Origin of the sequence: Methylobacterium sp. WL69 (assembly GCF_008039485.1) — a bacterium.
In the GTDB taxonomy this organism is placed as follows: Bacteria; Pseudomonadota; Alphaproteobacteria; order Rhizobiales; family Beijerinckiaceae; genus Methylobacterium.
Map to the genome: position 1 here is coordinate 1 of NZ_VRUZ01000052.1, position 21,784 is coordinate 21,784.

The window sequence follows — 21,784 nt, forward strand, 5'->3', positions numbered from 1 at the left end:
CCCATAGCCGATCCGGCGGGGGAGGGGTGAGGCTGGGGACAGATCCGGGACAGGCGGTGCGCATCCCTTCAAAAGTCCCTCAAAAATCCCCTTTTCCCGGCGTGTTCGTTAAACCGAACGGCCTTCGATCCCCTTAGGAAAGGTATCAGTAAGAGATTCTCAGAGAGTCAGTTATGCAGGTTATATGGGGCGGCCGAAACGCCTTCCGGCACAGGGGGTTGAGCCCCGTTCCCGTATCGAACTCTGCGCGGGTCCGTATCGAACTCTGCGCAGGCCCGCATCGAACTCTGCGCGGGAAACGGGGGTCGGCGTATGGGATTCGGCGCATCCGCGTATCGGGATCGGCGTGGAAACCGGGTCCGGCCGGTGAACTCCGGGGATAGTCGCAAAACCGACCCCGTATCGAACTCTGCGTGACCCCCTCGCCCGGCCCCGGTCGAGCATCGTCGGCGTGAAAATCGCGAGTCCCGGCCGGTGGATAGCCGGGATGACGCCACCGCCGCCTGAGACTCCCGCGCCCCGAATCGGGCATGGTCCCGCCTTCGCGGCGCCACATCGGTCCGCGGCGTCGGCGAGGCACTGCACCGGGCCCATGGGGATCGAGGACACATTGGCGGGCATCCGCGACGCCGACCTCCTGGCCGAGGTCGAGGCGGCGCGCGGCGGCTTCCTGTTCGCCACCATCGCGGAGACCATCCTGCACCGGCAGCGGGCGCGGGACGCCGAGGCCGCCGCCCGCGGGGCCGTGGCCGGGCGGCGCCAGGCCATGGGGCGCGACCAGCGCCGGCGCGACGCCGTGCGCGAGGTCATCGAGAACGAGCCGACGGGGCCCGAGAACCTTCAGCACATCCACTCCGTGCTGGCGCTCTGCGGCCTGCCCTACCGGGATCCCGGCGACGCCCGCGAATTTTTTCGCGAGTACGGGCGCAATTCGTTGAGCCTCCTCGCCGGACGCCTGAAGAACCCGGCCACGGGCGAGATGGAGTTCCAGGGCCTGCCCTACGGCCCCAAGGCGCGCCTCGTGCTCCTGCACCTCTGCACCGAGGCCGTGCGCCAGCGCAGCCCCACGGTGGCCGTGGCCGACAGCCTGTCGGGCTTCATGAAGGAGATGGGGTTCGCCGTCACCGGGGGCGAGCGCGGCACCATCCGGCAGTTCAAGGAGCAGCTCGCGCGCCTCGCCGCCTGCACCCTGCAGATCGGCCTGTGGGACGGGGCCGGCAGCGCCAGCACCCTCAACGTGCCGCCGTTCCGCCAGCTCGACCTGTGGCTGCCGCAGGGGGCGGACGGGGTGGTCTGGCAGAAGAGCGTCCAGTTCCACCAGGATTTCTACGACAACCTGATCCAGCACGCGCTGCCGGTGGACATCCGGGCGGCCCGCGCCTTCTCGGGCTCGGCGCGAAAGCTCGACCTGCTGTTCTGGGTCGGCTACCGCCTGCGCGCCCTGCAGCGGCCCTTACGCCTGACCTGGGACAACCTGCACAGGCAGTTCGGTGCCGACAACGCCAGCCTGCGCAGCTTCCGCCAGGCGTTCAAGGCGGATCTCGCCCACCTGCAGGAGGTTTTTCCGAAGCTGCCGATCCGGCTCGACGACAACGGCATGCTGCTCCAGCCCGCCGATGCCGGCGCCCTGCTGATCCCGCCGCGGGCCGGAAAACCGATCCGGAAGGCGGCGGCGGCCTGACGCGCCGCGTCCGGAAGACAGGGAATATGACCGGTTCGCTTGCCATGACGGAATATTCTGATACACCCGTCAAACGGTGATTTGTGGAATATTCCGTGGAGCGAGCGATGTTTCCGAACGAAGCCGAGGCGGAGGCGGCCCTGGCCGCCCTGCGCCGCCAGCGCGAGGCCCTCGACCGGCAGATCGCCGACCACGCCCTCTACCTCGAGCTCGGCCGCCGCCTCGGCGCCGGAGCCCCGGCGACGCCCGTCGCAGCCGCGCCGGCCCGGCCCCCGGCGGAACCCGCCGAGATGCGCCCTGTCGAGGACGTCGCCGCCGCCCGCCGCCACGGCCGGGCGCTCGTCGCCGCCGCCCTCGACATCCTGCACGAGGCCGGCCGGCCCCTGCATGCCGGCGAGATCCTGCCCGGCCTGACGGCGCGGGGCTTCGACCTGCCCGGCCACGACCCGGTGGCGGCCCTCAACACCCGCCTGTGGAAGCGCTCCGGCCCCGGCGGCCCCCTGCGGCGCCTCGGCGACGCGGTCTACGCCCCGTCAGAGGAGGAGGCCGATCCGGCGTGAGCCTTCCGGTCCGGGATTCCGAAGGGGTCACCCCTTCGGCGGGTGTCGGGCAGAGCCCGACGTCTTCTTCCAGGGCCAGCCCTGGACCCGCGAAGGGCTAGCCCTTCGAACCCAGACTTCACTCCGGCAGGGCGAACACCGTGAGCTGGCCGCCGAGGGCCGTGTAGTTCGCGAGGGCCGCGTAGCCGCCCACCGCCCCGGCGCCGTCGCTGGGGTCGGTGAGGCCGGCGGCGAGACCGATGCCGGCCCAGCCGCCGACGCCGGAGAGCACCGCCACGTATTGCCGGCCGCCATGGGTGTAGGTGGTGACGTTGCCGACGATGCCGGACGGGGTCTTGAAGCGATAGAGCTCCCGCCCGGTCCGGGCATCGACGGCCTTCAAGTAGCCTTCGAGGGTTCCGTAGAACACCACGTCCCCGGCGGTGGCGAGGACGCCCGACCACACGGAGAACGGCTCGGGGATCGACCACGCGGTCCGCCCGCGCACCCCGTCCCAGGCCGTGAGGCTGCCGGTGTGGCCGTCGCCCGGCGGCGGCTGCAGGCTCAGGGTGGCGCCGACGAAGGGCAGGCCGGGGGTGTAGGTCACCCGGAACGGCTCGTAGGTCATGCAGATGTGGTTGGTCGGCACGTAGAACAGCTGCGTCCGGGGCGAGTAGGCCGCCGGCTGCTGGTTCTTGGCGCCGATGGCGCCGGGGCAGATGCCCGGGGTGGTCTCGTCCTCGCCGGTCCGCTCGGGGGCGTAGCGCGGATCGAGGACGGGCCGGCCGTAGGTTTTCGAAAGTCGGTTCAAGTCGACATGCGTGGCCCAGTTCACCGCCGGGTCGAACTTCTCCGCCCCCAGCAGTTCGCCCGTGGCGCGGTCCAGGGTGTAGGCGAAGCCGTTGCGGTCGAAATGGGTGAGGAGCGGGCGCGTGCGGCCGTCGACGGTTTGGTCGGTGAGGATCATCTCGTTGACGCCGTCGTAGTCCCACTGGTCGTGGGGCGTCATCTGGTAGAGCCAGCGCGCCCGGCCCGTCTCGGGATCGCGGGCGACGATGGACTGCGCCCAGCGGTTGTCGCCGGGGCGCTGGGCGGGGTTCCAGGTCGAGGGATTGCCGGTGCCGTAATACATCAGGTCGAGCCCGGCATCGTAGGCGTACCAGCCCCAGGTGCAGCCGCCGCCGGTCTTCCACTGGTCGCCCTCCCATGAGGCGAGGGAGGAATTCCGGCCGATGGGCCGGCCCAGCACGGTGGTGGTCTCCGAATCGACGAGCATGTCGGCGTCCGGCCCCATGGAATAGGCCCGCCACAGGCGCCGGCCCGTCTTCCCGTCGTAGGCGGTGAGGTGGCAGCGCACCCCGAATTCGCCGCCCGAGAGGCCGACGAGGATCTTGTCCTTCACCGGCAGGACCGTGGCGGTGTTGGTCTCGCCGCGGCCCGGGTCGCCGTTGCGGACCTGCCAGTTCACCCGGCCCGTCGCGGCATCGAGGGAGACCAGGGTGGTGTCGGCCTGGTGGAGCAGGATCGCCCCGTCGGCATAGGCCAGCCCGCGATTGACCGTGTCGCAGCACAGCATGGCCACGACGGACGCGTCCTGCTTCGGTTCGTACCGCCAGAGGATGCGGCCGTCGTGGTCGAGGTCCAGGGCATAGACGATGTTGGGGAACGGCGTGTGGAGGTACATCACCGCGCCGACCACCAGGGGCGCGCCCTCGTGGCCGCGCAGCACGCCCGTCGAGAAGGTCCAGGCGACCTGGAGGCGGGCGACGTTCCCGGCCGTGATCCCGTCGAGGGGCGAATAGCGGGTGTTGGCCGCGTCCACGGTCTGGAGCACCGGGTTCTGGGCTCCGGCGGGAAGGATTGCGCCGGCCAGGACGGCAAGACCGAAACCAAGACAGAGCGGTAGCGCGCGACGCATGAATCCCCCCGGGTGCGGTCCGTGTCGGCTTTAGGCGATTCCGACGCCAGGGGTCATGCGCGAAGGGACGCGGGCGAAGAGCCCGCCCGCGTCCGCCGGGGACTCGGATCAGTAGAACGGCCCGTAGACGGGGCGGGGGCCGTAGAACGGGCGCGGCGGGCCGTAGCCGTAGCCCGGTCCGTAGACGCGCCGGGGGCCGTAGAACGGGCGCGGCCCGTAGCCGTAGCCCCGGTAGATCGGCCGGCACCGGCCCCAGCGGTTGGGGGCCCAGCCGGGTCCGCAGCCGAAGGCGACGGGTTGCGTGGTCACGCCGGCCCATGTGTCGGCGGGAACGGGGGACAGGGGGGCGGCATGCGCGGCCGGGGCGAGGCCGAGACCGCAGGCGACGGCGAGCGCCGCGACGAGGGAGTTCACAGACATGGGAGAGACCCTTCTGCTGGTGTCAGAACGGCCCGGTTCGCCGACCGGACCGCCGCGCAGGATGCCTCCGTCCGGATGAACGCGCGCTGACCTCGTCCGGACCGGACCCGGCGGGTCCAGGCCTCAGCGCAGAAGCGGAAAATACGCCCGCACCGCCCGCTCGCTGCCCGCCCGCGACAGGTGGCCGGTGTCGAGGAACAGGTCGGTGCCGTCCGCCCGGTAGCGGCACAGGGGGCCGTCGCAGAAGGCCGGCAGGGGATCGGCGAAGCGCGCGCCCGCCGACAGGCGCCGGATCGCCGGGTCGCCCCGGTGGGCGAACCACGCCGCCGAGCCGTCGGGGTGAGTTCCCGCGCCGCGCGCGCCCAGCACCGCCACGTCGAAGGCGAACAGCGGCGAGGGGCCGATCACCGAGACGGCGACCCCCATCGCCGCGAGGCGCGCGATGGTGTCGGGCAGGCCCGCCAGGGTCCGGGCGGGCAGCAGGTCCCAGCGGGCGGCGAGCACCACGCTGTCGACGCCGTAGGCCCGGATGATCTCGAAGGCGTGGGCGTTGAAGTCCCGGCAGCCGGGCTTGGCCCGCGAGGCGTAGGCGAGGAGCGGCGGACAGCCGGCGAAGGTGTATTGCAGGATGCTGTGGCTGAGCGCCGGGGCGTTGCGGACGAGGCCGGGCACGTAATGGGCCGCGTACGAATCGCCCCACAGCAGGGCGGTGGCGGGCGCGCCCCGGGCGAGGAGGCATTCGGCCCCGGCCCAGTCCGCGGCGCGCTGGTTCTCGAGAAAGCAGCGCCCGCCCTTCCAGCCCTCGCGCTCGAGGGCGGCGAGGGCGCCCGGCCGGGTGTCGGGATAGCGCGCCGGAAAGCCGTCCGCGAGGGTGCCGGCGAGGCCGAGGGCTCCGAGGGCCGTGAGGAGAACGGCCGTGGCGGCGAAGAGCGGGCGGGGGCCGAGTGTCCCTCCGGTCGGTCGCGGATACCGGAACGGGGTCTCGATCCAGCGCCAGGCGCCGTAGGCGAGGCCGAGGCAGGCGGCGACGACGCCGAAAACCTCCCACCCGGCCGGCTCGCGCAGGAGGGCGTAGCGGGTGAACACCACCACGGGCCAGTGCACCATGTAGAGGGCGTAGGACATCCGCCCGATCCCGGCGCAGGGCGGCGCGGACAGGAGGCGGCCGATGAGTGTCGGCCCGGTCCCGGCGGCGATGAGCAGGCCCGCCCCGAGGCAGGGGGCCAGGGCGGCGAGGCCGGGAAACGGCGTGGCCTCGTCGTAGGCCAGGATTGCGGTGGCGATGAGCCCGAAACCCGCCGCCGCCATGGCCTCGCGCAGGGCGCGGGGCGCCACCCATCCGGCCGGGAAGGCCAGGAGGGCGCCGACGAGGAGCTCCCAGGCCCGAGTCGGCAGGAGGTAGAAGTTGGCGCCCGGTGCGCCGTCGGTGAGGGCCACGCTGAGCGCCAGCGACGCCAGGAGGGCGGCGAGCAGGCCCGCCGCCGCGGCCCGGCGCGAGCGGGCGAGCAGCAGCGGCAGAATGAGGGGCACGACGAGGTAGAACTGTTCCTCGACGGACAGCGACCAGGTGTGGAGCAGGGGCCGGGTCTGCGCCTCGAGGTCGAAGTAGCCCGTCGTCTTCCAGAAGAACAGGTTGGCGGCGAAGGCCGAGGCCGCCACCACGCTGCCGGCGTAGTCGTCCAGGGCGCCGGGCAGCAGGAACGCCAGGGCGAGGGCGTAGGTCGCCAGGATCGTCACCACCAGCATCGGCAGGATGCGGCGGATGCGGCGCTCGTAGAACCGGGCGAGGGAGAACCGCCCGGCGGCGACGTCGGCGAGGATGCCCCGGGTGATGACGTACCCGGAGATCACGAAGAACACGTCGACGCCGACGAACCCGCCGGACGGGCCCGGCACGCCGGCATGGAAGAACAGCACGGCGAGGACCGCGAGGGCGCGCAGGCCGTCGACGTCCGGGCGATAGGCCAGGTGCGGGGCGGCCCGGCGAGGCTGTGACACGGAGGACTCTGACATGCGGGTCCGTCAGGCCGAGGGCACGGCCGCGGCCGCGGCCGGGCGGGAGCGCGGCCGGAGGATGCGCCGGCGGGCCGGTTCCTCGACCAGGAGATGCACGGCGGCGGCGGCGGCGAGGGACAGGAGCGTGGCCGCGCCGAGGCCGAGCCAGGGGGTCTCGGCGAGGCGGCCGGCGAGGACGGCCCGGTCGAGGCTCGACACGAGCGCGTCGGCCGGCACGTGCAGGAGGTAGAGGGCGAACGAGATGCGGCCGAGGAAGACGAACCACCCGGCCACGAGGGGGCCGGAGCGGACCTGGGCGCCGACGAGGATCACCGGCGCCCAGACCAGGGCCGTCAGCCCGTTGTGCAGCAGCGGTTCGGGGATCCTGTCGACCAGGGCGACGAGGACCAGGGCCGCCGCCCCCGCCACGGCGAGGAGCGGGGGAACCGGCAGGCGCACCCGCTGCCACAGGACGAACAGGAGGAGGCCGGCCACGAATTCCGGCAGGCGCAGCAGGGGGTTGTACTTGATCGCCTGCGCCAGGATCGCCGCCCGCCCCGGGCCCGGATCGATGAGGGAGTGGCCTGGGGCGTAGCGGTTCCAGACGAGGATCGCGGCGGCGTTGGACGCGGCCCAGGCCGCGAGGGTGACGAGGGCCGTGACGCCGGGCCGGCGCAGGGCGAGGGGCAGGAGGAGGGGGAACAGGGCGTAGAAGAACAGCTCCACCGAGACCGACCAGCTCGGGCAGTCGAGGGCGCAGGCCGCGCCCGGCACCCAGGCATGGAGCCCGAGCGGCGCCAGGACCGCGCTGGCGGCCATGAGGGGCTGGAGCGGCGGCGCGGCCTTCGCGGTCCAGACGACGAACCACGGCAGGGCGACGGCCAGCGCCAGGAGATAGACGGGATAGACCCGGGCCACCCGCGCACGCAGGAAGCGGACCCGCGCCGCGCGCTCCGACAGGTCCACCCGCCGGTAATTGTAGGCCAGGATGAAGCCCGACAGGAGGAAGAAGAACGTCACCCCCGAATAGCCCAGCGCGACGGTCTCCGGGAGCGCGTCCCGGCCGAAACGGCGGTCGGCGAAGTGGAAGGCGAGGACGTAGGCCGCCGCCACGAAGCGCAGGGCGGTCAGCGCCGGCAGGGGCTCCACCGCCGGGTGGGGGCCGGCGGGAGCGGCGTGGTCCGCGCGGCGGCTCACGATCGGTCCTCTCCGCCCGCGACCACCCGGCTCCGCGCCAGGTAGCGCAGGCCCAGCACCGACACCACGAGGAGGAAGTAGAGCCCGTTGGTGGCCTGGTAGAACACCGATTCGAACACCGCGACGAGGATCACGAACAGCCACAGGCGCAGGAACAGCATCGCCAGGGGATCGAGGCGGCGGCCCCCGGCCCGGTCCTGCAGGTCGGTCACGGGCGCCCACACGATCCACCACGCCGTGAGGGCGAGGCCGACGAGGCCGGATTCGAGGGCGGTGTTGAGGTAGCCGTTATGGGCATCCGTGGCGCGGTTGACCCAGGTCTCCGCGTCGGCTCCGCCGCCGTAGAACACGCTCTCCCAGAAGGCGCCGTAGCCGTAGCCGGCGAGGGGGCGCTTGGCGATGTTGTCGGCGGCGAACTCCCAGATCTCCGTGCGGCCCGTGAAGGTCGGATCGCCGGCGAGGCCGGCCACGAGGGCGCCGATCCCCGGCACCAGGACCGACCCCACCGTCAGCGCCAGGAGGAGCGCCAGGGGGGTGAGCAGCACGGCGCGGCGCCAGAGGGTCGCCCCGGACCAGGTGCAGAGCCAGGTGAGGGCGACCACGACGGGCGTGATGGCGATGGAGGTCTTGGCGTTGGTGAACACGAGGAACGCGGCGGCGGCCCCCGCCAGGAGGAAACCCAGGCCGCGCCGGCCCGTCCCCGCCCAGAACAGGCCGACGAACACGAACGCCCCCATGGCGGCGCCCGCCGCGTTCTTGTGCGGGTAGATCCCGCGCCAGCTGCCGGCGTGCTCGGGCTCGATGAGGTCGAAGGCCGTGTGCATGGCCCGCTCGGGCGCGAGGACGAGGCCGAGATAGCTCACGCCCACGATCCCCAGCACCGTGGCGCCGAGCACGGTGGCGAACTGGCGCGCGTCGCGCGCCGCCACGAGGAGGGCGACCGCCGCGGCGGTCATGATCACGAGGGAGACCAGGCGGCGGGCCGAGACCAGGGGCTCGATGGAGAGCGCCGTGGACAGGGCGAGCCAGGCGAGCATGAGCAGGATCGGCAGGCTGGCCAGGGGCCGCAGGGCCGCGCGGCCCCGGGCGAACAGGACCGCGCCGGCGACGGTGCCCATGATCAGGAACAGGATCTGGTTGCCGAGATTGCCGCCCGCGCCCGAGGCCGCGTTCTCGGGTGCGGTGCCGTCGTGGAACGGGTTGGCGCCCACCAGCATCACCAGGAGGATCACCGCCATGGCGGTGACGCGAAGGCCATCCGACATCCCTGCCCGCGCGGGCAGGGAGACCGGTCTCGCGGGGGCGGCGACTCCCGTGGTCATCGGCGGAAATTCCCAGGAACGGAGTGGGGCGGGGACCGCCCGAGCAATCGCGCCAGGATAGCGTGATCCGCGTCCGGCATCCTGGGCGCAGAATACTTGAGAACCTGCGAAGGGCCGGATCAGGACTCCGCGCGCGCCCAGCGCTCCGGTTCGATCCCGGTGATCGCGCGCACCAGAGCCTCGCGGGCGGCCCGTGACGGGGACAGCCGCGCCCGCGCCGCGGCGAGCACCTCCGGCGCCGCCGATCCCGGCGTGCCGGCGTCGAAGGGCGGGGCGGGGGCGTATTCGAGGCCGAGCTGGATCGCTTCCGCCTCCGCCCGGCCCACGAGTTCGGCGGCGAGCGCCAGGGCGAAGTCGATGCCCGCCGTGACGCCGCCGCCGGTGAGGAGATTGCCGTCCCGCACCACCCGTTCGGCCACGGGCGTCGCCCCGAAGGCGGCGAGCAGGTCGAGGGAGGCCCAGTGCGTCGTGGCGCGCCGGCCCTCGAGCAGGCCGGCGGCGCCGAGCACCAGGGCGCCGGTGCAGACGGAGGTGACGAAGCGCGCGGTCTTCGCTTGCTCGCGCACGAAGGCCAGCACGCCCTGGTCCGTCATCAGGGCGTTCACCCCGACCCCGCCGGGGACGCACAGCACGTCGAGGACGGGGCAGTCGGCCATCCGCACGGTGGGGGTCAGCACGAGGCCCGTGGCGCTCGCGAGCGGGTCGAGGCCGGCGGCGACGAGGTGGACCGTGGCCCCCGGGATCATGGCGAAGACCTCGTAGGGGGCGGTGAGGTCGAGCTGCTGCACGTTCGGAAAGGCGAGGAGGCCGATTTGGAGGGTCACGACAGGACTCCTGAGTTTCGGGGCCGTTCTTCTCGGGGCGCTGATTCGCGGGACGCCCCGCTCATGGACACCCACGATCATACCCGGACCGCAACGACCGAGCGCCCGCGTTTCTCATCGGCCCGCGTTTCTCATGGGTTCACGGTTCTCACCGGGTCGCAGGCCCCGTCCGGACCCGTCCGGAATTTGACATTCCGGGCCGCATCATCGACACCGCCGGCCTTCGCGGCATCGACCGGAATCGCCGGGCGCGTGCCAGTCTGGAGCCGCATGCCCGCCTTTCCGGCCCGTCCGCCCGCATGACCGCCCGCGCCTTCGCGTCTCGCCCGGGCCGCCGCGACCTGATCGCGTGGCCGCAGGCGATCCTCGATGCCGCGGCCCTGAGCCATGGCCGGGCCTGCGCCCTCCTCGTGGCGCTCTGCCTCGTCTGCTTCCTGCCGGGGCTCGCCTCGCTCCAGCCCATGGACCGGGACGAGCCGCGCTTCGCCCAGGCCTCCAAGCAGATGCTGGAGACCGGCGATCTCGTCGACATCCGCTTCCAGGCCGAGGCGCGGCACAAGAAGCCCGTGGGGATCTACTGGGCGCAGGCCGCCTTCGTCGGGGCCGGCGAGGCCCTCGGCATCCCGAATGCCCGCACCACCATCGCCCTCTACCGCCTGCCGTCCCTGCTCGGCGCCATCGGGGCGGCGCTGCTCGCCTACTGGTCGGCCCTGGCCTTCCTGCCCCGGCGGGGCGCCGTGCTCGCCGCCGCCCTGTTCGCCGCCTGCGTGGTGCTCTCGGCCGAAGCCCGCCTCGCCAAGACCGACGCGCTGCTCTGCGCCTGCGCCATGGCGACCTTCGGGGGCCTGGCCCGGGCCTGGCTCGGCCGCGCCGACGGAGCCGCCGGGCGGACCCTCGGCACCGCCACCGTCCTCGGCACCGCCACCGTCCTGGCCTTCTGGCTCGGCCTCGCCGTGGGCATCCTGGTGAAGGGGCCGATGGTGCCCCTGTTCTGCGGGCTGCCCGCCCTGGTGCTGTCGCTCCAGGCGCGCTCCGGCCGGTGGCTGCAGGCGCTGCGGCCCGGCCTCGGCCTGCCGCTGACGCTTCTCCTCGTGGCGCCGTGGTTCGTCGCCATCACCTGGAAGAGCGGCGGCGCGTTCTACGGCGAGGCCGTCGGCCACGACATGCTGAGCAAGGTGCAGGGCGGCTCCGAGAAGCACTGGGCGCCGCCGGGCGCCTACCTGTTCGCGGTCTTCGGCACCTTCTGGCCCGGTGCGGCCTTCGCGGCGCTCGCTGCGCCCTTCGCCTGGGCCCATCGGCGCGAGGCGGGGGTCGCCTTCCTCCTCGCCTGGATCGTGCCGACCTGGCTCCTGTTCGAGATCGTGCCGACGAAGCTGCCGCACTACGTGCTGCCCCTGTTCCCGGCCCTCGCGATCCTCGCCGTGCTCGCCCTGACCCGCGGCGCCCTCGACCCGGAGCGCCGGGGGGCGCGGCTCACGGCCGGCCTCGTGGTGCTGATTCCCGTGGGCCTGACGCTCGGCCTCTCGGCCTTCGCCTGGACCCAGGACGGCACGCTGCCCTGGGCGGGGCTGCCCCTGCTGCTCGCCGCCTGCGCCGCGGCGTTCCTCGCCTGGCGCGCCTTCGCCCGGGCGGCGGCGGAGCGGGCCCTGTGCCTCGGCATCCTCGCCTCCGCCCTGCTCTCGCCGGCGGTGTTCGGCCTGACCCAGCCGGTGATGGCCGCCCTGAAGGTCTCGCCCCGCCTCGCCGCCCTCCGCGACCGCCTGCCCTGCGCGGCCCCGAAGGTGGCGAGCCTCGGCTACCGCGAACCGAGCTTCGTCTTCCTCATCGGAACGGATCTGGCGATGATGGACACCGCCGCCGAGGCCGCGTCCTTCCTCCGGGGCGACGGCTGCCGCCTGCTCTACGTCGAGGACCGGTTCGCCCCGGCCTTCGCCGCGGCGGCCGCGAGTGCCGGATTCGGGCCCACACAAGTCGGCGCGGTCTTGGGCTTCAACATCAACGGCGGACGCCGGGTCGCGCTCACGGCCTACGCCAGCATCCCCGACCCGACGCCCTGAACCCCCGGAATCCCCATGCGTCTCTCCGTGATCGTGCCGGTGAAGGACGAGGTCGGCAACATCGCGGGCCTCGTCGCCGAGATCGGCGCGGCCTGCGCGCCCCTGGCGCCGTTCGAGGTGATCTACGTCGATGACGGCTCCACCGACGGCACCGCCGCGGCCCTCGACCTCGCCCGCCGCGACCGGCCCTGGCTCCGGGTGCTGCGCCACGACCGCACGGCCGGCAAGTCCGCCGGCGTCCAGACCGGCATCGCCGTCGCCCGCGGCGCGATCTGCGCCCTCCTCGACGGCGACGGCCAGAACGACCCGGCCTACCTGCCGATCCTGCTCGCGGCCCTGGAGGAGGGCGGCCCGCGGGTCGGCCTTGCCCAGGGGCAGCGCGTCGGGCGCACGGACGGCCGGCTCAAGACCCTGCAGTCGCGCATCGCCAACGGGGTGCGGGTGCGCATCCTCAAGGATTCCACCCGCGACACCGGCTGCGGCTACAAGCTCGTGCGCCGGGAGGTCTACGGCCGCCTGCCGTATTTCGACGGGCTGCACCGCTTCATGCCGGCGCTGGTCGCCCGCGAGGGCTACGCCGTGGTCCACCGCGACGTGATCGACCGCCCGCGCTTCACCGGGGCCTCGAAATACGGCCTGTTCGACCGGCTCTGGGTGGGATTGCTCGATCTGGCCGGGGTGTGGTGGCTGATCCGCCGCAAGCGGGTCACGCCGGCGGTCACCGATGTGACGGGACCCTGACCCCATGCTGATCCAGCTCGCCGCCGATATCCGAGGCTACGTCTACGACGTCTTCGTGGTCCGCTTCGACGGCTGGCTCGTCTTCGGCATCCTCGCCCAGGCGGTGTTCGGCGCCCGCTTCGTGGTGCAGTGGCTCGCCTCCGAGCGGGCGGGGCGCAGCGTGATCCCCCTGGCGTTCTGGTTCCTCTCCATCGCGGGCGGCCTCATGACCCTGGTCTACGGCCTCGTGCGGCGCGAACCCGTGATCATCTTCGGCCAGGCGCTGTCGACCTTCATCTACCTGCGCAACGTCGTCCTCATCCTGCGCGAGCGCCGGGCCCGATGACGGCGTTCGCCCCCGCGCCCCTGCCGCCGTTCCACGACGACCTCGACGCCAGCCTTCTCGAAGTCTGGCGCCTGCTGCAGGAGGGGCCGGTCCTGCGCCGCAACGCCTTCCACATGCCGGCGCTCGCCACCGTGGACGCCGACGGCCATCCGCAGGTGCGGACCGTGGTCCTGCGCGAGGCCGATCCGGCGATGGGCAGCCTGCGCTTCCACTGCGACCGCCGCTCGGCCAAGGCCGTCGAGATCGACGCGTCGGGCCGGGCCGCCCTGCACGGCTACGACACGGCGTCAAAGATCCAGATCCGGGTCTCGGGGCCCGCCCGCCTCCATACGGACGACGCCCTGGCCGAGGCCGCGTGGTCCGGCTCGCGGGTCATGAGCCGGACCTGCTACGGGATCGCCCCGGCGCCCGGCACGGCCCTGCCCGCGGGCGACGCCTACACCCAGCCGGAGGACGGGGCCGACCTCGACCTCAGCCGCGCAAATTTCTGCGCCGTGGTGGTGACGGCGACCCGCCTCGACTTCCTGTTCCTCGACCGGCGCGGCCACCGCCGGGCGGGATGGGTGCGCGGGGCGGCGGGGTGGACCGGGAGCTGGCTGGCGCCGTGAGGCCGGATGCTTCGTGCGCATCCCCTCGCCCCGCTTGCGGGGAGAGGGCTTCGCCGACCCTGTCGTCGGCGAAGCGAGGCGGCAGCCGAGGGTGAGGGGGCGATTCCGGAGGAGTCTCATCCGGAATCGCCCCCTCACCCTCGCTTCGGCTCCGCCTCGCTCGCCACAGGCACGGCAGGGTGCCTGTGGCCCTCTCCCCGCAGGCGGGGAGAGGGGGGATGCGCACCGACGTTCTACGCTCCGCTCCACGAACTTTCGCAAACCCAAGCCTCCCCCTGCGAACGCTTCGCCTTCAACGTCGAAGCGCTCCGCGCGCACGGCTGCGGCCCGCCGCCGGTGGCGCGGGGGATGGCCGGGAAACGGGAGACGCGGGACGCCGCGAAACCACGTTTTTGAAGTGTAAGCCGGTCTCCCGGCGTCCCCCGGCCCGGCCCCTTATGGGGACCGGTCCGTTTCGTCACGATGTCTTCACGGCGTCGGCGACTCGGCTAGTGGCGGCCCTCCTCCGCGCGACGCGACGCCCCTCGCGGGAACGCCGGTGCGGCAGCCGACTAATCAGGGCGCGAGGCCCCGAGCCCGCCTCGTAGTGGGCGGACCGTCCGTTCTCTCGGTGCGCCCCAGGGTCCCGGAGCCAGCCTCAGCACGGCCTCCCCGTCCAGGGCACCTTGCGTCGCCGGCGCGGCCCGGGGCGATGGCGACCGGGCCATCGACGCGGGGCACCGTCTCCTCCCCCCGAGCCCCCCGACCCGGTCCGCCGGGGGGCCTCCCGTGTGGGAGGCGAGTGACCGGAGACAACCACGGAATAGGAATATTGTCAAGACATTTCGGTGTTCGGGCGCGGGCACCGCGGCGAAAAATCCTTCTCCCACAGGGGGGAGAGGGTTCGCGTCGCTCACATCGCCGCGCGCAGCCGCGAAAACCCGGCGTCGAGGTCCGCCTGCAAATCTGCAACATCCTCGAGCCCGATATGGAAGCGCAGGCCCGGCCCCTCCGGGGCCCAGGTGGTGGCCGTGCGGTAGGTGCGGCAGTCGAACGGGATGACGAGGCTCTCGAAGCCGCCCCAGGAAAACCCCATCCCGAACAGTTCGAGGCCGTCGAGCATCGCCGCCACGGCGCGCTCGGGGGCGGGGTTCAGGATCACGCCGAACAGGCCCGAGGCCCCGGAGAAGTCGCGGCGCCAGATGGCGTGGCCGGGATCCTCGGGGAGGGCGGGATGGAGCACGCGGGCCACCTCCGGCCGGGCCTGGAGCCAGCGCGCCATGGCGAGGCCCTGCGCGCCGTGCTCGCGCAGGCGCAGGGCCATGGTGCGCAACCCGCGCAGGCCCAGAAACACGTCCTCGGGGCCGGGGCACATGGCGAAGTGCTCGAAGGTCCGATGCAGGGCCGGCCAGTATTGTGCGTTGGCCGAGGTGAGGCCCAGCAGCAGGTCCGAGCCGCCGGAGAGGTACTTGGTGCCGGCCTCCACGGCGATGTCGACGCCGCGCGCGTGGGGCGGGAACAGCAGCGGGGTCGCCCAGGTGTTGTCCATGATCACGGCGGCCCCCCGCGCATGGACCGCTTCGGCGATGGCGGGCACGTCCTGCATCTCGAAGCTCTGCGAGCCCGGCGCCTCGACGAGGACCGCCCGGGTGGTGTCCCGCATCAGGGCGCCGATGCCGGCGCCGACCAGCGGGTCGTAGTATTCGACCTCGACTCCGAACCGCTTCAGGACGCCATCGCAAAAAATGCGGGTGGGGCGATAGGCGGAATCGGAGACCAGCAGGTGGTCGCCGGCGGAGACCACGGCCATGAGGGCGACGGTGAGCGCCGCCAGCCCCGACGGGGTCAGCACCGTGCCGGCGGCACCCGCGAGCTCGCTCCAGGCGGTGGTGAGCGACTCCGTCGTCGGCGTGCCGGAGGTGCCGTAATCGTAGCGCCCGCGCCGGTGCTTGAGGTCGTCGTAGGTGGGGAACAGCACCGTCGAGCCGCGATAGATCGGCGTGTTGACGAAGCCGTGCTGGGCGGAGGGATCGCGCCCGGCATGGACGAGGCGGGTGCTCGGGCCGAAGCGTGCGGGATCGCGGGGCGGTGTGATGGACATAGGCGCCTTCGGGCGGGATTTTTCGAGGATGGCGGCGACCACAGCCCGGCGGGGGGCGGGCCGTCAAGTCGTGCGGTTTTCGGGCCGATCGTGCGTCGCGCCGAAGGGGAGGGCCTCGGGCCAGTCGAGCGGCCGGTTCGGGCGCATCCCCCTCTCCCCGCAAGCGGGGCGAGGGGATGCGCGCCTGCCGACGCCCATCACCCCAGGATGCGGCTCAGAAAACCTTGCGTGCGGGGATGCCGGGGCCGGTCGAAGAAGTCCTCCGGCGGGGCGATCTCGACGATCTGGCCCTCGTCCATGAACACCACCCGGTCGGCCACGGCGCGGGCGAACCCCATCTCGTGGGTGACGCAGAGCAGCGTGGTGCCGCCCGCCGCCAGTTCGGTGAGGGTGTCGAGGACCTCCTGCACCATCTCGGGGTCCAGGGCCGAGGTCGGCTCGTCGAACAGCATGATGTCGGGTTCGAGGCACAGGGCGCGGGCGATGGCGACCCGCTGCTGCTGGCCGCCGGAGAGTTCGGCGGGTGTGCGGTCGGCCTTGTCGGCGAGGTGCACCCGGTCGAGGTGGCAGAGGGCGAGGTCCCGCGCCGCCTTGAGCCCGAGGCGGCGGACGTGGAGGGGGGCGAGCGTGCAGTTCTCCAGCACGGTTAGGTGCGGGAACAGGTTGAACCCCTGGAACACCATCCCGACCCGGGCGCGCACGGCGTCGGTGGCCTTGGCGCTGCCGTCGAGGGGGAGGCCCGCGACCCGGATCGTGCCGGACTGGTGATCGACGAGGCCGTTGATGGCGCGGATCAGGGTGGATTTGCCCGAGCCCGAGGGGCCGCAGATCACCACGGTCTCGGCCTGCGCCACGGCGAGGTCGATGTCGCGCAGGACGTGGGTGGCGCCGAACCAGGCGTTGACGCCCGCGAACTCCACGGCGGGCGGATCGGGGGCAGGCGGGCTCATCGGGCCTCCCCCGCCGCGAGGCGCCGCTCGATGAAGCCGGCGTAGCGGGCCATGGAAAAGCAGATGGCGAAGTAGAACAGGGCCGCGAAGGCGTAGGCCGTGGCCGGCACGGCGGGGGCCGACCAGCGCGGGTCGGCGCGGGCCGCCTCCAGCACGCGGATGAAATCGGCGATGCCGACGATGGAGACCAGCGTCGTGTCCTTGAACAGGCCGATGAGGGTGTTGACGATGCCCGGCACCACGATCTTCAGGGCCTGGGGCAGCACGACGGCGCGCAGGGCCTGGGTCTTCGTCAGGCCGAGCGCCAGGGCGGCCTGCATCTGGCCGGGCGGGATCGCCTGGAGGCCGCCGCGTACCACCTCGGCCATGTAGGCGGCGGCGAAAAGCGCGATGCCGACGAGCGGCCGCACCAGCCGGTCGACGGTGACGTCGCCCGGCAGGAACAGGGGCAGCATCACGTTGGCCATGAACAGCACGGTGATGAAGGGCACCCCGCGCCAGAACTCGATGAAGCCGATGCAGGCGTAGCGCACCACCGGCCAGTCCGAGCGCCGGCCCAGCGCCAGGAGGATGCCAAGCGGCAGGGAGGCGACGATGCCGACCATGGACACCACCACGGTGACGAGGAGGCCGCCCCACAGGCCGGTGGCGACGGCGACGAGGCCCACGGACGGCATCCCGGCGAGCAGGGCGTAGGCGAGCAGGGGAAAGACGCCGAACAGGTAGGCGGCGCCCCAGGCGCGCTTCGGCGCGCCGAGCCACAGCATCCAGGCGGCGCCGAACGCCAGCAGGGCGAAGAACAGGTTCGGGCGCCAGCGCTCGGCCGCCGGGTAGGAGCCGTAGGCGAGGTAGTTGATTTTTTCCCCGATGAAGGCCCAGCACGCCCCGACGGGCCGGCCCGCCACCTCCGGCCGGCAGGCCTCGCCTGAGGTCCCGGTCCAGACGGCGTCGAGGACGAGGAAGCGCAGGGCCAGGGGCACGAGCCAGGCCAGCGCCGCCAGGATCAGGACGGTGACGAGGCCGTCCGTCCAGGTCGCGAACAGGTTGGTCCGCATCCAGGCGAGGGGGCCGCCGAGGCGGCGCGGCGGCGGGGCCGGCGGGATCAGGGTTCTGCGCACGTACCCCTCGGTCTCGGACCTCATCGGCGGGTCCCCGCGGCGCGGGCATTGTACCGGTTCATCACGAGGGCCGTGGCGAGGCTGAGGCTGAGATAGACGCACATGGTGAGGGCCACCACCTCCACCGCCTGGTTGGTCTGGTTGAGCACAGTGCCCATGAACACGTGGACGAGGTCGGGGTAGCCGATGAGCACGGCGAGCGACGAGTTCTTCGTCGTGTTGAGGTACTGGCTGGTCAGCGGCGGCACGATCACCCGCATGGCCTGGGGCAGCACCACGAGGCGCAGGGCCTGGCCCCGGCTGAGCGACAGGGCGGCGGCGGCCTCGCGCTGGCCGCGTCCGACGCTGTCGAGGCCCGACCGCACGAGTTCGGCGATGAAGGCGGCCGAGTAGGTCGAGAGCCCGATGAGCAGGGCCGCGAATTCCGGCCGCACGGGCAGTCCGCCCTCGACGTCGTAGGGGCCGCGCGCCGGCCAGGCCACGGGCACGGGATGGCCCGCGAGCGCGAGGCCGGCCCAGGCGAGCGCCGGCGGGCCGAGGACGAGGAGGGCGCCGGGCCACAGGACGGGAACGGGCTTTTTCCCGAGGGCCACGGCGCGGCGGCTCGCGCGGATCAGCAGCCCCATCGCGAAAAGCCCGGCGGCGAAGGCCACGGGCACCAGGGCGGCCAATCCGAAAAAGTTCGGGCGCGGGAGGAAGAGGCCGCGCTGGCTGAGATAGGCGCCGCCCCATGCGGCGGGATCGCCGGAGGAGGGCAGGGCGACCCGCACGGCGACGTACCAGACCAGCAGCTGCAGCAGGAGCGGCAGATTGCGAAACCCCTCGACATAGGCGGCGGCGAAGGACCGGGCCAGGAGGTTGCCCGAGCGCCGGGCGATGCCGAGGGCGAAGCCGAGGACGGTCGAGAGCACGATGGCGAGGCCCGACACCAGCAGGGTGTTGAGGAGGCCGACGCAGAACGCGTCGAGATAGGTCGCCGTCGCGGCGGCATACGGGATCAGGCTCTGGCCGATGTCGAACCCGGCGGCGCGCTCGAGGAAGCCGAACCCGGCCACGATCCCCTGGCGCGCGAGCTTTTGCGCCGCGTTGGCGGCGGCGAGATAGGCGAGGGTGGCCAGCGCCAGGACGAGGAGGGTCTGGACGGCGAGGGCGCGCCAGGACGGGGCGATGCGGGGCTCAGCCATCGCACGAGATCCCTCGCCGAACGTTCCGGCGTGCAGGCGTGAGACGCGACGGACTCCCTCTCCTGGAAGGAGAGGGTTGGGGTGAGGTGTGTGGACTCTCCGGATAAGTCCCACACCTCACCCTGTCCCTCTCCTTCCAGGAGAGGGGACTCGCGCATCCATCGGACCCGCGCGCGTCTCTCGGGCGATCCTTCCGCAAAACCCCCCTCACCGGATCGGCGGCCCGTACTGCAACCCGCCCTGGTTCCACAGGGCGTTGAGGCCGCGCGGGATCTTGAGGGGGGTGGCGTCGCCGAGGTTGCGGGCGAAGCTGTCGCCGTAATTGCCGACGTGGCGGACGATGCGGGCGGCCCAGTCGGCGGTGAGGCCGAGGCGCGCGCCGTAGGCGCCCTCGAGGCCGAGGATGCGCTTCACGTCGGGGCTCAGGGCCTCGCGGCGCATCTGCGCGACGTTGTCCTGGCGGATGCCCGCCTCCTCGGCGTCGAGCATGGCGTAGTGGGTCCAGGCGACGATGTCGCGCCACTGGTCGTCGCCCTGGCGCACGCCCGGGGCGAACGGCTCCTTCGAGATGGCCTCGCTGAGGATCACGTGATCGTCGGGATGCGCGGTCTTCAGGCGCTCGCCGTAGAGGGAGGACTGGTCCGTGGAATAGGCGTCGCAGCGGCCGGATTCGTAGGCCCCGAGGGTCTGCTCGCTGTTGGCGAAGGTGACCACGCTCTGGGTCAGGCCCCGGGTGCGGAACCAGTCGGCGAGGTTGAGCTCCGTGGTGGTGCCCTGCTGCAGGCAGATGGTCGCCCGGTCGAGCTGCCTGACCTGCGTGATATCGAGGGACTTGCGGACGAGAAATCCCTGGCCGTCGTAGAAGGTGATGGCCGGAAAGTTCATGGCCGCCGTGTCGCGCGACAGGGTCCAGGTGGTGTTGCGGGCGAGCACGTCGATCTCGCCCGATTGCAGGGCCGTGAAGCGCGCGGCCGAGGATTGCGGGATGAAGCGCACGGCCTCCGGGTCGTCGAAGATCGCCGCCGCCAGCGCCCGGCAGAAATCGACGTCGAGGCCGGTCCAGCGGCCCTGGCCGTCGGGCACGCTGAAGCCAGCCACCCCGGGGCTGACCCCGCAGACGAGGTGCCCGCGCGCCTTCACCTGCGCGAGGGTGGCCTCGGCCCGGGCCGGCTCGGCCTTCGCGGGTTCGGCCCTGGCGGGGAGGGGCGCGCCGAGGAGGGCGAGGGCGAGGAGCAGCGCAGCCTTCGGTCGAACCACGCGCATCGGCCTCCACGATCGAATGTCCATCCGGGCGACCTCTAACAGGGTCGCCCGGCCGAGTGAAAGGTCAGGGGGCGTCCGCCGGCGGGCCGGCTTCCTCCCAGGCCTGGAGCCAGGCCTGCCGGTCGGCCGAGCCCTCCGGATAGGGACAGGTCTCGGCGGGCTTGCCGTGGGTGCGGGCGTTGCGCCCCTGGATGAACGGGCTGTCGCTGGCGGTGGCCGTGGCGTCGGGATCCGGTGGCATGCGGCGAACTCCTGGAGGAAGGCGGCGCGGGCAGCGGCGCCGGGCGGTTCGTTAACGGCCCTGGGCTAAAGCTGTTGCGGTTCCTTGTTCGCGTATCTGGGAAGTGCGTCGCCGTGCGTATCCTGCGTTCCCTCACCGTGGCCGGTCTCTTCGGGATCAGCCTGACCATCGTCGGCTTCACCTGCGTCGACCGCCTCGGCCATCCGGTGGTGGTGGCCGCGCCGCCCGTGCCCGCCCTGGCCCGCCCGGTGCTGGTGGATCCCATCGCCACGGGGGCGCTCCCCGAGCCCCCCGCCCCCATGAAGACCGCCAAGGCCGCCCGGCCGAAGGCGGTGGAGGGGTTCGACACCGAGCGCCTCAACGCCCTCATGCGCGGCGACCCCGCCGTCACCCTGTCGCGCACGCGCTGATGCTATAAGCCCCGTTGCGCGGAGCGATCCGCGAAGGGGAGCCTTCGACCTTGGGCCTGATCTACGCGCTCGGCGCCTATCTCAGCTGGGGCCTCGTCGTCCCGGTGCATTTCCGACTCCTCGACGCGGTGCCGGCCACCAGCATCCTGGCCCACCGCATCGTCTGGTCGGCGGTGCTCGTGGCCGGGCTGCTGCTGGCCCTGCGCCGGCGCATCCGCAACCCGTTCCCGTTGCGGCCCCGGCACGGCTGGCTCGTGCTCTCGGCCGGCCTCATCGGGGTGAACTGGCTGCTCTACCTGCGGGCCGTCCAGTCCGGGCACATGCTGGATGCCAGCCTCGGCTATTTCATCAACCCGCTCATGAGCGTGGTGCTGGGCGCCGCGGTGCTGGGCGAGCGCCTGCGCCCGGTCCAGGTCGCGGCCGTGGCCCTTGCCGCCGGGGCCGTGCTCCTGGCGGTGGTGGTGGCCGGCCACCTGCCCTGGGTGTCCCTGGCGCTCGCGGCGAGCTTTTCCCTCTACGGCCTCGTGCGCAAGGTGGTGGGGGTCGACGCCATGGTGGGCTTCGCCGCCGAGACCACCGTGCTCCTGCCCGTGGCCCTGGGCTACCTCGTCCTGTTCGCGCCGCCCGTGATGACGGGGGACCCCGTGCGGGCCGGACTCCTCGTGCTCACGGGCGTCACCACCGCCCTGCCGCTGATCTGGTTCGCCGCCGCCGCCGAGCGCCTGACCCTCGCGACCCTCGGCCTGATGCAGTACCTCGCCCCGAGCTGCCTCCTCGTCCTCAGCGTCGCCGCCTACGGCGAGCGCCTGGAGCCGCACCGGATGGTGCTGTTCGGCTTGATCTGGCTGTCGCTGGCCCTCTACGCGGCGGACGCGTTCCGCGCGGCGCGGAAGGCGCGGGCGGCCTGAACC

General features: G+C 72.7%; 20 protein-coding genes. 8 read left to right on the forward strand and 12 right to left on the reverse strand.

Annotated features, from left to right (window positions below; genetic code table 11):
- The first annotated feature begins 592 nt into the window (after nt 1-592).
- Both FV218_RS14495 and FV218_RS14500 read left to right on the forward strand, forming a co-directional pair.
- Nucleotides 593-1,681, forward strand: coding sequence for a replication protein RepA (locus tag FV218_RS14495; protein WP_056097394.1), 1,089 nt, complete (start codon nt 593-595; stop codon nt 1,679-1,681).
- 107 nt (nt 1,682-1,788) lie between these two features.
- The gene (locus FV218_RS14500) at nt 1,789-2,241 is read left to right on the forward strand and encodes a hypothetical protein (protein ID WP_147710338.1); all 453 of its coding nucleotides are present in this window, start codon (nt 1,789-1,791) and stop codon (nt 2,239-2,241) included.
- Between the two features lie 118 nt (nt 2,242-2,359).
- Here the strand turns inward: FV218_RS14500 and FV218_RS14505 are convergent, their stop codons facing one another.
- From FV218_RS14505 to FV218_RS14530, 6 genes are all read right to left on the reverse strand, one after another.
- Nucleotides 2,360-4,138, reverse strand: a complete 1,779-nt coding sequence (locus FV218_RS14505) for a methanol/ethanol family PQQ-dependent dehydrogenase (protein WP_147710340.1) — start codon at nt 4,136-4,138, stop codon at nt 2,360-2,362.
- Nucleotides 4,139-4,246: 108 nt separating this feature from the next.
- Entirely contained in the window at nt 4,247-4,558 is a 312-nt protein-coding gene (locus FV218_RS14510) for a hypothetical protein (RefSeq protein ID WP_147710342.1), read from the reverse strand.
- Between the two features lie 123 nt (nt 4,559-4,681).
- Nucleotides 4,682-6,556, reverse strand: a complete 1,875-nt coding sequence (locus FV218_RS14515) for an acyltransferase family protein (RefSeq protein WP_210246123.1) — start codon at nt 6,554-6,556, stop codon at nt 4,682-4,684.
- A 24-nt stretch (nt 6,557-6,580) separates the two neighbouring features.
- Nucleotides 6,581-7,750 (reverse strand): acyltransferase, encoded by a 1,170-nt coding sequence (locus tag FV218_RS14520; protein WP_187273066.1) that lies wholly within the window; start codon nt 7,748-7,750, stop codon nt 6,581-6,583.
- On the reverse strand, nt 7,747-9,072 hold the full coding sequence (locus tag FV218_RS14525) for an O-antigen ligase (protein ID WP_147710346.1): 1,326 nt from the start codon (nt 9,070-9,072) through the stop codon (nt 7,747-7,749). Before FV218_RS14525 ends, FV218_RS14520 begins: the two co-directional genes overlap by 4 nt.
- A gap of 119 nt (nt 9,073-9,191) precedes the next feature.
- Nucleotides 9,192-9,896, reverse strand: coding sequence for a DJ-1/PfpI family protein (locus FV218_RS14530; protein ID WP_147710348.1), 705 nt, complete (start codon nt 9,894-9,896; stop codon nt 9,192-9,194).
- A gap of 299 nt (nt 9,897-10,195) precedes the next feature.
- Between FV218_RS14530 and FV218_RS14535 the strand changes: the two genes are divergently transcribed.
- From FV218_RS14535 to FV218_RS14550, 4 genes are read left to right on the forward strand one after another with little or no spacing between them, the layout of a single operon-like run.
- Entirely contained in the window at nt 10,196-11,953 is a 1,758-nt protein-coding gene (locus FV218_RS14535; RefSeq protein ID WP_246685132.1) for a glycosyl transferase, read from the forward strand.
- Nucleotides 11,954-11,968: 15 nt separating this feature from the next.
- Nucleotides 11,969-12,694 (forward strand): glycosyltransferase, encoded by a 726-nt coding sequence (locus FV218_RS14540; protein WP_147710350.1) that lies wholly within the window; start codon nt 11,969-11,971, stop codon nt 12,692-12,694.
- 4 nt (nt 12,695-12,698) lie between these two features.
- Nucleotides 12,699-13,019: a lipid-A-disaccharide synthase N-terminal domain-containing protein gene (locus FV218_RS14545; RefSeq protein WP_056097410.1), complete on the forward strand. Its 321-nt coding sequence runs from the start codon at nt 12,699-12,701 to the stop codon at nt 13,017-13,019.
- Nucleotides 13,016-13,627, forward strand: coding sequence for a pyridoxamine 5'-phosphate oxidase family protein (locus tag FV218_RS14550; protein ID WP_147710351.1), 612 nt, complete (start codon nt 13,016-13,018; stop codon nt 13,625-13,627). The genes FV218_RS14545 and FV218_RS14550 overlap by 4 nt, the downstream gene beginning before the upstream one ends.
- Nucleotides 13,628-14,519: 892 nt before the next feature.
- On the opposite strand, the gene metC is transcribed toward FV218_RS14550, so the two are convergent.
- The 6 genes from metC to FV218_RS22820 all read right to left on the reverse strand — a co-directional run bounded on the left by metC (nt 14,520) and on the right by FV218_RS22820 (nt 20,463).
- Complete coding sequence (metC, locus tag FV218_RS14555) at nt 14,520-15,707, reverse strand: cystathionine beta-lyase (protein ID WP_147710353.1); 1,188 nt, start codon at nt 15,705-15,707, stop codon at nt 14,520-14,522.
- A 197-nt stretch (nt 15,708-15,904) separates the two neighbouring features.
- Nucleotides 15,905-16,657, reverse strand: a complete 753-nt coding sequence (locus tag FV218_RS14560; RefSeq protein ID WP_147710355.1) for an amino acid ABC transporter ATP-binding protein — start codon at nt 16,655-16,657, stop codon at nt 15,905-15,907.
- Complete coding sequence (locus tag FV218_RS14565) at nt 16,654-17,799, reverse strand: amino acid ABC transporter permease (protein WP_147710357.1); 1,146 nt, start codon at nt 17,797-17,799, stop codon at nt 16,654-16,656. The genes FV218_RS14560 and FV218_RS14565 overlap by 4 nt, the downstream gene beginning before the upstream one ends.
- Entirely contained in the window at nt 17,796-18,959 is a 1,164-nt protein-coding gene (locus FV218_RS14570) for an ABC transporter permease subunit (RefSeq protein ID WP_147710359.1), read from the reverse strand. Before FV218_RS14570 ends, FV218_RS14565 begins: the two co-directional genes overlap by 4 nt.
- A gap of 207 nt (nt 18,960-19,166) precedes the next feature.
- Nucleotides 19,167-20,222, reverse strand: a complete 1,056-nt coding sequence (locus tag FV218_RS14575; protein ID WP_147710361.1) for an amino acid ABC transporter substrate-binding protein — start codon at nt 20,220-20,222, stop codon at nt 19,167-19,169.
- A gap of 64 nt (nt 20,223-20,286) precedes the next feature.
- Complete coding sequence (locus tag FV218_RS22820; RefSeq protein ID WP_187273067.1) at nt 20,287-20,463, reverse strand: Rmf/CrpP family protein; 177 nt, start codon at nt 20,461-20,463, stop codon at nt 20,287-20,289.
- Between the two features lie 113 nt (nt 20,464-20,576).
- On the opposite strand from FV218_RS22820, the gene FV218_RS14580 reads away from it, so the two are divergent.
- Nucleotides 20,577-20,873 carry a hypothetical protein gene (locus tag FV218_RS14580; protein WP_147710363.1) on the forward strand — a complete coding sequence of 99 codons (297 nt, stop codon included), beginning with the start codon at nt 20,577-20,579 and terminating at the stop codon, nt 20,871-20,873.
- Nucleotides 20,874-20,923: 50 nt separating this feature from the next.
- Entirely contained in the window at nt 20,924-21,781 is an 858-nt protein-coding gene (gene rarD, locus FV218_RS14585; RefSeq protein WP_147710365.1) for an EamA family transporter RarD, read from the forward strand.
- Nucleotides 21,782-21,784: the final 3 nt, after the last annotated feature.